This window comes from Candidatus Flexicrinis affinis (genome assembly GCA_016716525.1).
GTDB classification, from domain to species: domain Bacteria; phylum Chloroflexota; class Anaerolineae; order Aggregatilineales; family Phototrophicaceae; genus Flexicrinis; species Flexicrinis affinis.
In genome coordinates, this window is sequence record JADJWE010000002.1 from 195,817 (window position 1) to 208,147 (window position 12,331).

Sequence of the window (12,331 nt, forward strand, 5' to 3'; positions counted from 1 at the left end):
TCCGATGCGCGATCTTTCGACGTTTCAGGGCTGGCGCCTCACGTTCTTTCAGGGCGTGCTGGTGGCCGTCTTTGCGATCTTTGCAATCCGCATGTACGACCTGCAGGTGGCTCGGCAGTCCGACTTTCAGGCCGCCGCCGACGAGAACCGTCTGTCGATTCTGCCGCTTGCCGCAGACCGCGGCGTGATCTACGACCGCAACGACGTGTTGCTCGCAAGCAACGCACCGGCGTACGTCGTCGAGATCACCCCCGCTGCACTGCCGAGCGACACCGCCGGCCGTTACGAAATCTACAACCGGATTTCGGCTCTGACCGGCGTGCCGCCGACGTTCGCCGCCGAGCAGCAGGGAACCGTCTTCGTGCGCAGCATCGAACGCATCGTCAATGAAGGCGAAGGTATCGCGCCGTTCCGTCCGGTCGCCGTCGCCACCGACATCGACCGGCAAGCTGCCGTGCGACTGCTCGAAGACCGCATCAGCCTACCCGGCGTGGACGTGCGTACCGTAGCCGTGCGCGAGTACCCGACCGGCCAGCTCACGTCGCACATCGTCGGCTACATGGGCCCGGTGAGCGCCGAGGTCGCGGAGGCTCTGCGCGAGTTGGGCTTCGACCCGCGTTTCGAGCGCGAGGGATACGCCGGTGTCGAGGCCTACATGGAGAACGTCCTCGCCGGCGAGCGCGGATCGATCACGCGCGAGATCGACGTGGCGGGCGAAGTGCAGCGCGAGCTTTCCGTAGTGCCGCCGAGCTCCGGCAACAGCCTCAGGCTGACAATCGACGTCGAACTTCAGGCGGCGGCGCAGGCCGCGCTTACGGGGATGCTCGATCAACTCAACGAAGAGTCGCAGTCTCGCGGACAAGGTATTCAGAGCCAGCGCGGGGTCGTTATCGGCATGGACCCGCGGACCGGCGAAATCCTCGCGATGGTGAGCTACCCATCCTACGATAACTCGCGATTTGCGCGCGCCATCGACGGCGAGTACTACCTGACCGTCCTCAACGATCCGCTCACGCCGCTCCTCAACAAGGCCTCGGGGTCGCTCTATCCGCCGGGATCGGCTTGGAAGCTGATCACCGCGGCGGCGGTGCTGGAAGAGGACGTCATTTCGCCCAGTGCGACGTTATTCGATCCGGGCGACTTGATCGTGGAGAACCGTTACGCACCTAACGACCCGGCCCAAAGCCAGCGCTTCGTATGCTGGAACCGTGAGGGGCACGGCAGCCTCAACATGGTGGGCGCGCTCGCCAACTCGTGCAACGTGTACTTCTATCAGGTCGGGGGCGGCAACCCGACCGTCAGTCCGCTTCGCCTGCGCGAAGGCGGCCTTGGTATACGCAACCTCGTTCGTTATGCCCAAGCGCTCGGCGTCGGGTCGGAGCTGGGGATCGAACTGGTCGGCGAGCTGGCGGGCCGTATGCCCGACCCGGACTGGAAGCGGCGGATTTACGGCGAGAACTGGTCGACCGGCGACACCTATAACGCCGCATTCGGACAGGGCTACATTACGGTAACGCCGCTGCAGATGATCACGTCTGTGCAAGGACTGGTCACCGGACAGCTCTTGCAGCCGACTCTCATCCGCGAGGTGCTAGACGAGGCCGGTAATCCGATCAGGCCGTTCGAGCCGATTGTTGCGCGGACCATCCGTCTCGACGCTCCAAACCCGGACGGTACGCTGACCCTGTTCCTGCAGGAAGATATGATCATGAAGGGCGCGGACAGCCTCGCCTGTACCTGCGAACCGAACAGTCCCTACTTCAACGCCGTGCGCTGCAGCCCCGACCTCTACCGCAATACAGTCGATGTCGATCCGGCGCCCTTCAGTGAAGATCTGCGGTCGTACAGGGTGCATGTCCCGTTCAACTATACGTTCAACGGGAGTGTATGCAGCCCACTCCGCTTCGACGCTGACTACACGCCGGCGTTTTTCACCCAGGAAAACTTGCAGATCGTCCGGCTCGGTATGCGCGAAGCCGTTCTGACCGGTACCGCGGGCGGCGCCAACCTGCCGTATGTCGCCGTCGCCGGTAAAACCGGCACGGCCGAATACTGCGACGACATTGCCTTTGCGTTGGACAACTGCGAGTTCGGCAACTGGCCGGATCACGCATGGTTTACCGCTGATGCGCCCTACGAAGAACCCGAGATTCTGCTGATCGCGTTCATCTACAACGGTATCGAGGGTTCGACTTACGCGCTTCCGGTCGTGGTCGAGACGCTCGAAGCCTACTACCGGCTGAAGAACGAGCGCGCCGACATCGCGAGCATGCTCGATGGTGAAGGCGTTGCTATCGCCCACGCCAAGTTGTCGCCCTAGGACACGCGGATGACCGACTGGTTCGACATTCCCGCGCGCGACACGCTCAAGTATGTGGCTCCGGCCGCGCTCGCAACCGTTATCGCGTTCGCGGCGTTTACCCTGATCGGCAATACGCCGCTGCTGCGTGCGTTGGGGTTGTCGGCAGCCGTGGCCGGCGTCGCGCTGACCGTGCGCAGTATGGGCGCGCTGATGTCGCTGGTGGGCGGGTTGGCGATTGCATTTAGCCCGGCGTATTGGGCACAGACCGGCGGCGGTGGCAGCACCCCGGCAACGATTGTGCTGGCACTGGGCGCCGGGGCGGTGCTCGCGCTGGTCATCATTATCCTCGTACAGCGGCCGTACGTCGCCGTTGTGGCCGCACTGGCCGCCTTTGCCATGGTCTTCATCTCTCAGATCGGCGAACCGCGCAGCCTGCGCCTGACCGTTCTGGCATCGGCATGGTTGATCTACCTGCTCGTCCAGGCGGTGTTGACGACCAATCCGCGCCCAGACGAACCCCCGCGTTTCGGGTATCGGTTCGCTGCCGCGCTGCGTGCCGGCATTCTGCTGATTCTCGCCGCCGCGACGATCAACGATCCGCTGTTTGTGCTGTTCGTGCCGGCCGTGGCGCTCGGCATGATCGAGTCGCGCGCGCGTATTCCGATGTGGTACTGGCTGATTCTGGCCGTGATCGTCGTGTTCGGCATCCGCGGGATCGTGCTCGCCTACGTCTCGCCGCAATGGTGGGGCGCAACGGTCGACGCGGCGCTCAGCTCACGCGCAAACGTCCCCTACCTTGTCGCCGATGGCTGGCGCGACGGCGCACGCTGGATCACCACGTTCGGCCTGCTCGGGTCTCAGTTCACCATCGTTGGGGTAGCGCTGAGCGTTCTGGGCGTAGCGCGGCTTGCGCGCTGGTATCCGCCGCTGGGTACGGTCATGATGGTCGCTTACGCGACGTTCTTCGCGTTCGGTCTGGCCTACTTCGGCCGTGACCGGTCCACGCTGCTGCTGCCGCTGCTGATGATCCAGACCTTCCTGATATGCTATGCCGTGCACGCCATCGGGCAGTGGGCCAGCAAAGTCTTGCGCACGCCGGAAGTTCTGACCGTACGCTGGGCAGCGCCGGCGGTGTTGGCGATTCTTCCCGCGCTTCTGTTTCTTCAGGTGGTGAAGTAACGCGTATCGGCGGTGAAAACCCGCACAATCCAACTGTTCAGCCGACTGTTCGCTGGTACAATACGCCTCAGTTTCATCTCTAAAGTGCTGATATTGCAGAACGGCGCTGCATGACGAAAAACAGCCGACTCAGTTTCGCGCTTGCCGTGATTCTTCTGCTGGCAGGCGCGGCACTGCGCGCATACGCTATAGGTCAAGTCCCGCTTGGGCTGAACCAATCCGAAATCGTCGATCTCCGCCTGACCGAAACGGTGCGTCAAGGCAGCGTGCAGGTGTTCTTCGCGCTCGGCGAAGAAGGGCGCGAAACGCTGTACCCTGCCGTAATCGCCGGCCTGACGTCGATTCTTGGCACCGGCACGATGGTGTTCAGTTGGATCGCCTTCGCAATCGGTATGATCACGCTTGCGTTGGCATACGCGCTGGGCCGCCGCTTGTACGGCGATCTGGCCGGCTTGGCTGCGCTCGGATTCCTTGCCGTAACGTGGTGGCCGGTGCTGCTGTCCCGATCGATCGGCCGCGAAACGGTGCTTCCGCTCCTCGTGATTAGTGTTTTGCTCGCATTGGCGATGGGTTTGCCAGTCTACGGCCCACGCCGACCCGCGTCATCTCAAACGGCAGCATTCGCGGGGCTGGGCGTCGCCGTTGCCGTTGGAATCTATTTGCATCCGTCCGGTCTGGTTGTCGGACTATTGACGCTGGGGTTCGTCGGTTTCTATATGGCATTCGGCCGGCCTCGGTTGACCGACTCGATCCGCCGTTCGATTGGATTCACCGCGCTGCTGGTGGTGATCTTCATTGTGCCGTACCTGCTCAGTGCGATGAACCTGCCGCACCTTAGCGGCGCGGTGCGCCTCTTTTCCGGTTTGACATCCGACCCGACACCAGTCTGGGAACGCGCATTCAACGGTGTCATGGGGCTCGGTCTCAATGGCGACAGCAATCCGGCCGTCAACATCCCGGGCCGCCCGTTTACCGATCCAGTCTCCGCCCTGATCGTCCTGCTAGGCGCGGTCGTCGCGCTGCGCTACCTGAGCCGACGCCTGCGCTACACACTGCTCGCAATCGGGCTGCTTGTGCTCGGACCGTTAGTGCTGTTCGCGCCGAACAGCCCGTCTTGGATCGCGTCCAGCATCCTAATCCCTATACTCGCGCTGTGTTTTGGGCTGGGCATCACCGCGCTCGGCGCGCTGCTGCGCCGTCGTGTGGCCGCGGGGCTGATCCTCGCATCGCTCTTGATCTTCAATTTCGGCTGGACCTTCCAGGACTTGATCTTTGTCTGGCCGGAACTGCCAGAGGTCCGGTCGGCGTACAATTCGCGCATCGCCGAGCAGGCGATGGTGATCGACAGGTCGGCCAACGACATCCCTACCCTACTGTGCAGCACCGACTTCGGCAACGTCCGCGCGAGCACCGACTTCAGCAGTACGCGCCTGCTTGCGCTGATGTTGAACAACCGCAGCGCCCCGCTGCGTGCGCTCGACTGCGCGTCAGGATTGGTGTTCCCCAACGGCGGCGCGAAATTTCAGCTCATCTCGCCCAACCGTGCGCTGCTCAACAGCGTCGATCCGTCGGTCACGCGCTGGTTCGAACTGGCGGACGGTGCGGCGCGCGGTATTCTGCAGTTCTCTATCGAGTCGCAGTTGGCAGAGCTGACGGGACTCTTCACCACTGCGGCCCCCATCCGGCTTGAGCCCGATGTGTCAGTCACCGAAGACGTGATGTTCCCGCCGCTGCGGATGGAGAACAACCTGACCTTCCTCGGCTACGAGACTGTGATGACGCGCGTGCAACCGGGCGGCATCCTGCCGGTCGTGACGTATTGGCGCGTCGATGGCATGCTGCCGCCCGATCTGGTCGTATTCTCGCACCTGTATGGCGACTTGGGTGCCGCGCCGCTTGCGAATATCGACAGCATCAGCATGCGGCCGACCAGCCTCGCCGAACGCGACGTATTCATGCAGGTCCACCTCCTGCGACTGCCCGAGACTTTGCCCGAACGCGAATACGACATCGCCGTCGGTGCGTACCGCACGCAAAGCTCGCAGCGGCTTCAAGTGCTGCTTGAGCCTGATCAACGCCCCGCAGGCACCCGCTTGATCCTGTACAGCGTGGAGGTCACCTCGAACCCGTAATGTTCGAACTGGTCTTTTTGGGCACGTCGGCCTCCGCTCCGTCGATCCATCGCGGGCTGCCATCGCTCGCCGTACTGGCCGGGGAACATCGGTACTTGGTCGACTGCGGCGAAGGGACACAGCGGCAGATCCTGCGCTCCGGCATCGGTTTCAAGCGACTCAATCGCGTGCTGCTCACGCATGCGCACCTCGACCATATCCTCGGCCTCGGCGGGCTGATCTCGACGTTCGCCAACTTCGAGTCGGTTGACTTCATCGAAATCTACGGCGGCAAACCGGCGCTCGACCGGGTAGACACCTTGCTGTTCTCGGTGGTGCTGCGAGAAGAACGCAACCCGATGCCGATCAATCTGGTTGACATTCACCGGACCGGCCGCTTGCTGGACGCCCGCGCTCACGAGGTTTATGCCTTCCCGGTTCAACACCGTGGCCCGGGCTGCTTCGGCTTTGAGTTCCGCGAACGTTCGCATCGGCCGTTTCTGGCCGAGCGCGCCGCCGAGCTTGGGGTTCCGACCGGGCCCGAGCGCGGCATGCTGGTGCGCGGGGAGTCGATCGTGCTGGCAGACGGGCGCAAGATCGCGCCGGAAGACGTGCTTGGGCCGGAAGTGGCCGGCGCGAAAGTCGTCGTCATGGCCGACGTCGGCCGTACCGACACGCTCGTCGACCAGTGCCGTAATGCCGACGCATTAGTGATCGAAGCGACGTTCTTGGACGAACACGCCGACGAAGCGCGCGCATTCGGGCACATCACAGCAAGGCAAGCTGCCGAGTTGGCCGTCGCGGCGGGCGCGCGTTCGCTAATCCTGTGGCACGTCAGCCGGCGCTACCGCGAGCGCGACATCGTCGCCGAAGCGCGCTCGGTATTCCCGGAAGCTATCGTCGCCCGCGACTTCGATCACTTTGCCATTAAGCGTGGCGAAGGCGCGACCCGGCTTACCCCCGTCCACGCGCGCGAGGACGAGTCACAGTGAGTACCGTCCGCCCCGACCTCGTGGTCGTGCTCGTGACGTGGAATTCGGCAGGCGAAATTCGCGCCGCACTGAACAGCCTGCTTGCCGACCTCGCCAGCACGTCGCTGGGGTGGCGCGTAACGGTCGTGGACTCGGCATCGACCGACGGCACGCCGGAACTGATTCGCGCCGAATTTCCGCAGGTCGAGCTGATCGCCAGCACGGAAAACCTCGGCTTCGGCCGGGCCAACAACCTTGGCTTGACGCGCGCAGGCTTCGGAACGGACGCCGCGCCGAGGGCGGCCTACCTACTTAACCCAGATACGATCACCCATCCGGGCGCAACACAGATCCTGTTCGACACGTTGATGTCGGCGAACGATGTCGGCTGGGTGGGCGCCCGGCTTGAGTACGCAGACGGATCGTTTCAGCACGGGGCGTTCCGGTTTCCCGGCCTGCGCCAGTTGTGGGCCGAATTCTTCCCAACCCCCGGCCGCTGGATTGAAGGGCCGTTCAACGGGCGCTACCCGCGCGCGCTGTACGACGCCGGCGAGCCGTTCGACGTCGACTTCACGCTGGGCGCGACGATGATGCTGCGCGCCGAGATGATCCAACAAACCGGCATGTTCGACTTACAGTTCTTCATGTACTGCGAAGAGATCGATTGGGCATGGCGCGCCAAGCGCGCTGGGTGGCGCGTCGTGTGCGCCCCGCAGGCAGTCGTCACGCACCTCGGCGGCCAAAGCACGTCCAAAACTCGCCCCCAGAGCGTGATCAATCTGTGGACGAGCCGAATGCAGCTCTATGTCAAGTACTATCCGACATGGAAGCTGTGGTTGGCGAGCAAACTGGTGGCCGCGGGCATGTCACGCAAGGTACAGGCCGAGCGCGACCCCGAACTGCGGTCGGCCTATGAGACGGTACGCTACACGGCGATCGGGATGCGATGAGCCGCCTCACCGCCGTCATCCTCACGTATAACGAGGAGGCGAACGTCGCTGACTGCCTCGACTCGGTCGCGTTCGCCGATGCACGCGTCGTGTTCGACTCCGGCAGCACTGATCGCACAGCCGAAATCGCGCGAGAGGCTGGCGCGACGGTGATTCAGCGCACGTTCGATAACTACGCCAATCAACGCAACGCCGCGCTGGACGCCGTTGCCGATTCGAGCGATTGGGTGCTGTTCGTCGACGCGGATGAGCGCGTCACGTCTGCCCTCGCCGATGCCGTGCGCCGCGCGGTCGATCAAGGCCCCGCGTACGCAGGTTGGCGCATTGCGCGCCACAACTATATCTTCGGCAAGCTCACGCTGGGCGCAGGATGGTACCCCGACTATCAGACTCGCCTGCTGCGTCCGGATGCTGCGCACTACGATCCCGAGCGCAAAGTGCACGAGGTCGTCCAGCTCGATGGACCGCTGGGCACCATCGACGAGCCCTTTGTCCACATCAATTACACGCGTTTCGACCAATTCGTCGCCAAGCAGCAGCGTTACACTGCCTACGAGGCGCGTATCCTCTACGAGCAAGGCGTTCGACCGAAGCCGCACAACTTCATCCTTCAGCCGCTGCGTCACTTCCGCTGGCGCTTTTTCACACTCAAAGGCTACCGCGACGGCCTGCACGGGTTGCGGCTCTGCGTCCTGATGGCGTGGTATGAGCTGCGCAAGTATCAGATGCTGGCGTCGTTATGGCGTGACCACGACCGCCGCTCCGCCTCAAACCCCCAATAATTCGCTCGCATGTTCTAATGCACATCTAATGCATTGATCTGTATAATAATAGAACAAATGTACAGTAGTGTGGGGACCATGCGATGATTCCCAAGCATATCAAGAACGTTCAAACCCGCAGCCGTAAGCTGCAAGCCCGGCAGGTCGGCCGGCAGACGATCGTCGTCGACAGCGCCACCGAAGCCCCCGGTCGTCACATCGTGACCGTCCGTTGGGATCCAACGCACGCGCGCATCGTCGCTACCTGCACCTGCAACTGGTCGAATCACAACGGTGTGGCGTGCACGCACGTCATGGCCGCGTTGGAGCTGCTCGCTGAGAAGAAGGGTCGCCGGTTGAGCTATTGGCACTCGGAAGACGAGGCGCGTCGTCAGCGCCACAAGCGGCTGTTCCTCACCCGCGGCGGAGACACGAAGGGCGTGTGGGTGACGAGTCGCCCGGTGAAAGAACACGCCCGGGCTGCATAGCCACCTCGTCGAGACCCGGTCGAATGGCCGGGTCTCTTCTTGTCTATTCGGCGCCAATCACCTGCTCAACCGCATCGGCTGCCGCCTCTACTCCGCCAAGCGCCGCCATCTCCGCCGCCAGCGTGCGGCAGTTCTCCAACACCCACGACTCCCGCATGATTGCCCGCGCGCCTTCCCACAACTTGCCTTGACGCACGTCATGTGCGGTCAGGTTCAGCCCGACCTTGGCCTGCGCCGCCCGCCGGGCCTGCCCGCGCTGATCGGCGGCATGCGGCACGACGATCTGCGGGACGCCCCACGTCACCGCAGCGTGCGTCGTGCCCATTCCGCCGTGGTGGATCATCAGGCGAGCGCGCGGTAGCACGGCGTCGAACGGCACGTAGGTCACAAGGCGCGTCCCTTTCGGAAGCGCGCGTACCAGCTCGGCTTTCTTGTCCGGCTCGATCGGGTTGTTCCCGATCGCGACGACAGGCAGCAGACCTTCGCGCGCCGCGGCCTGCGCGCCCCACGCGTAGAAGCCGAGGTCGCCAGTAAACGTGACCCCAAGCGTGACGACCGCCAGCGGCGTCTCGCGCGGCACGTTTTTCAGCCACTCCGGCTCCGGCACAGCGTGCGCCACCCCACCCACAAAATGGTTCTCGGGAAGCAGCGCGTCGGCCTCGGCCTGATACCATCCCGGCGTGAAATACACGGTATGGGCATGCGGAGATTGAACGCTCGGCGTCGCGCCTTGCGAGAAGTTGGCGCCCGTCACGCCGAACTGCGCCGTCAGCCGTTCGACTCGCTCGCGGCTTTCACTGGCGAGTGTCTTCTGCACCCAGAACAGGCCGTCCTCCTCCAGTTCACGCATAGCCGGCCAGCCGCACACGATCATGGGGACAGCAAGCGCCTCTGCCGCTACCGCCGATGCACTCAGAAACGGATCGGTCAGTATCGCGTCCGGCGCCCCGTCGGTGCGCGCAAGATCCAGCAGCGAACGCGTTCCCGCGGACACCTTCGTCTCGTCGAGCCACGTATCGAGCGCCCGCTGATAGCGCAGGCGCACGGCTTCTTGCGGCGGGAGCGTCGACACGTCGGGCGCTGGTGGTGGAGGCCACAGCCATCCGGTATCGCTTACAGGTGCAAATCGCAGTCCTGCCGAGCCAATCGCACTGCGCAGCGCTTCGCCGCTGACCCATGTCACATCGTGCCCGCGCGCTTGGAGCACACGCGCTGTCCGCAGAAAGCCGCCCCAGTCGGTATGGCTATACAACGGCGCGGAGACGCACCAAATCCGAGCCACGTTCGCTCCTCGCTATCCTAAATGGCGTTGCATAGGGAGACTCTAGTGTATGGATGTCGGCTTCGCTATGCCGACGCGGCGGTTCGCACCCAGCGCAGCGGACGCATCCCGTTGACGGTGACGATCAGTGCCATCCCAACGTCGGCAAAGACCGCGGCCCACAGCGACGCCGACCCTTCCAGCGCCAGCACCATGAAGATCGCCTTGAGCGCAAAGCTGAGCGCGATGTTCTGCCGGATGACGCTGCGTGTGAAGCGCGCCAGTCGGATCGTTAGCGGAAGCAGGCGCAAGTTGTCGCCCATTAGCGCGACATCGGCAGTTTCGACGGCCTGCGGGCTGCCCATCGCGCCCATCGCAACGCCGATGTCCGCCGCCGCAAGGGCAGGCGCATCGTTGACTCCGTCGCCGACCATCGCCGTTACGCCGTGCGACTCGCGGAACCGCCGAATCGCGTCGGCCTTGTCCGCCGGCAGCAGACCCGCATACACGGTCTCAATGCCAACCTGCTTGGCGATCGTGCGCGCGGCCGCCTCGTGGTCGCCGGTCAGCATGGCCGTATTCAGTCCCAGCGTGTGAAGTTCAGACACCACCTGCCCTGCATCGGCGCGCAGCGTGTCGGCAAACGAGATCGCGCCTTGCACGGTGCCGTCCGCCTTGACCAGCATCGTCGTACTACCCTGCGACTCGGCCTCGTGCGCCCAACTGCACAGCGCGTCAGCATGCGGATGCTCGGCGTCGAAGTAGGCGTGGCTCCCGATCAGCACGTCGTGGCCGTCGACCGTGCCGTGGATGCCACGCCCCGGAAGGGACTCGACCGATTCTGCAGCGGAATACGCCTGTGCGTTCGCGCGCCCCGCCGCCGCGGCGACAACCGCCTCGGCCAACGGATGTGCAGACCGCTGTTCGACCGCCGCCGCCAACCCGAGCAGGTCGTCGCACGCCGCGCACGCGGGATCGCCGGTGCATTCCAACGAGCGCCAGCCAACGACTTGCGGACGCCCTTCGGTCACGGTACCGGTCTTGTCGAGCGCGATTGCCTTGACTCTCCCGAGCATCTCGAGATGCGCCCCGCCTTTAATCAACACGCCGCGCCGCGCCGCCGCGGTTAAGCCGCTGATGACCGTCACCGGTGTGCTGATGACCAGCGCGCACGGACAGGCGATCACCAGCAGGGCGAGCGCGCGGTACAGCCAGCCGTGGCTCTCTGGCGTATCGAAGAACGGAGCGCTGAACAACAGCGGCGGAAGCACGGCAACCGCCAGCGCCAGCAGCGCGACCGCCGGCGTGTAGATCGCGGCGAACGAGTCGATCATGCGTTGAGTCGGCGCCTTGGCAGCCTGCGACTCCTCGACCAGCTTGACGATCCGGCTGAGCGTATTGTCTTCCGCCGCGGCCGTGATCTCGATGTGCAGCACGCCATCCCCGTTGATCGTTCCGGCGTACACTGCGTCGCCTTCGGCGCGTTCGACCGGCAGCGACTCGCCTGTAATCGGCGCTTGATTCACCGCGCTCCTGCCACTGACGATGACGCCGTCGCCCGGTACCGCCTCGCCCGAACGCACGACAACCCGATCGCCGATCGTCAGCGCATCCGCCGCGACTTGCGTTTCGATGCCCGCGCTGTCAATTCGCCGCGCTGTCCGCGGCTTGAGCGCCAGCAGCGCACGAATGCTGCGGCGCGCGCGCTCGACGGTGTAGCCTTCCAACGCCTCACCGACGGCGAACAGGATCACGACGACCGCGGCCTCGAGCATCTCGCCGATGATGACCGCCCCAACCGCCGCAATCGTCATTAGCATGTTGATGTTGAAGCGACGATTGATCCGAAGTCCGTTGATGCCGGAGCGCGCAATCGGGATTACCGCGACCACCAGCGCGCCAAGCAGCAGCCCGTCGGCCATACGCGGGTCGATGACGCCCAGTATCGCCAGCACGACGGCGATGACGGCCAGCAACGCGCCGGCAAGCGCCATGCGCGTTTCATTTGCACCGAGCAGATAGTCGACGAATCCGACAGCCCCGCCTCGGCCGGCGTTCGTTTGATCGGCCGCGGACGCTTGCGCTTCGTTATGGAGGGACTTTCCGAGTGCGTTGGCGCGCACCTGAAGCTGCTCGAACGACGCGCTGCCTGTGACGATCAGTCGCGCTCCCATGTAATCGACGTGGGCGGCTTCGACACCACTCAGCCGCCGGATTCCGTCCTCCAACTCGCGGGCGCAGTTGGCGCAGTCCATGCCTTCCACGCGGTAGGTTCGTCCGGTCATCGACCGTATCCTTATTGAGACTC

9 protein-coding genes are annotated in these 12,331 nt (G+C 64.2%); 7 read left to right on the plus strand and 2 right to left on the minus strand.

Going from position 1 to position 12,331, the window contains the following annotated elements:
* Positions 1-4 precede the first annotated feature (4 nt).
* The 7 genes from IPM16_10035 (at position 5) to IPM16_10065 (ending at position 8,762) form a co-directional block, all read left to right on the plus strand.
* Positions 5-2,320: a hypothetical protein gene (locus IPM16_10035; GenBank protein MBK9123441.1), complete on the plus strand. Its 2,316-nt coding sequence runs from the start codon at positions 5-7 to the stop codon at positions 2,318-2,320.
* Positions 2,321-2,329: 9 nt separating this feature from the next.
* Positions 2,330-3,481: a hypothetical protein gene (locus IPM16_10040; protein ID MBK9123442.1), complete on the plus strand. Its 1,152-nt coding sequence runs from the start codon at positions 2,330-2,332 to the stop codon at positions 3,479-3,481.
* 110 nt (positions 3,482-3,591) lie between these two features.
* Positions 3,592-5,613, plus strand: a complete 2,022-nt coding sequence (locus IPM16_10045) for a glycosyltransferase family 39 protein (protein MBK9123443.1) — start codon at positions 3,592-3,594, stop codon at positions 5,611-5,613.
* Positions 5,613-6,584, plus strand: a complete 972-nt coding sequence (locus IPM16_10050; GenBank protein ID MBK9123444.1) for an MBL fold metallo-hydrolase — start codon at positions 5,613-5,615, stop codon at positions 6,582-6,584. The genes IPM16_10045 and IPM16_10050 overlap by 1 nt, the downstream gene beginning before the upstream one ends.
* Positions 6,581-7,513 (plus strand): glycosyltransferase family 2 protein, encoded by a 933-nt coding sequence (locus tag IPM16_10055; GenBank protein MBK9123445.1) that lies wholly within the window; start codon positions 6,581-6,583, stop codon positions 7,511-7,513. Before IPM16_10050 ends, IPM16_10055 begins: the two co-directional genes overlap by 4 nt.
* Positions 7,510-8,295: a glycosyltransferase family 2 protein gene (locus IPM16_10060; GenBank protein ID MBK9123446.1), complete on the plus strand. Its 786-nt coding sequence runs from the start codon at positions 7,510-7,512 to the stop codon at positions 8,293-8,295. Before IPM16_10055 ends, IPM16_10060 begins: the two co-directional genes overlap by 4 nt.
* Before the next feature lie 83 nt (positions 8,296-8,378).
* Positions 8,379-8,762, plus strand: a complete 384-nt coding sequence (locus IPM16_10065) for an SWIM zinc finger family protein (GenBank protein MBK9123447.1) — start codon at positions 8,379-8,381, stop codon at positions 8,760-8,762.
* 43 nt (positions 8,763-8,805) lie between these two features.
* Here the strand turns inward: IPM16_10065 and IPM16_10070 are convergent, their stop codons facing one another.
* The gene (locus IPM16_10070) at positions 8,806-10,044 is read right to left on the minus strand and encodes a glycosyltransferase family 1 protein (GenBank protein MBK9123448.1); all 1,239 of its coding nucleotides are present in this window, start codon (positions 10,042-10,044) and stop codon (positions 8,806-8,808) included.
* A gap of 65 nt (positions 10,045-10,109) precedes the next feature.
* Complete coding sequence (gene cadA, locus IPM16_10075) at positions 10,110-12,308, minus strand: cadmium-translocating P-type ATPase (protein MBK9123449.1); 2,199 nt, start codon at positions 12,306-12,308, stop codon at positions 10,110-10,112.
* Between the last annotated feature and the right edge of the window lie 23 nt (positions 12,309-12,331).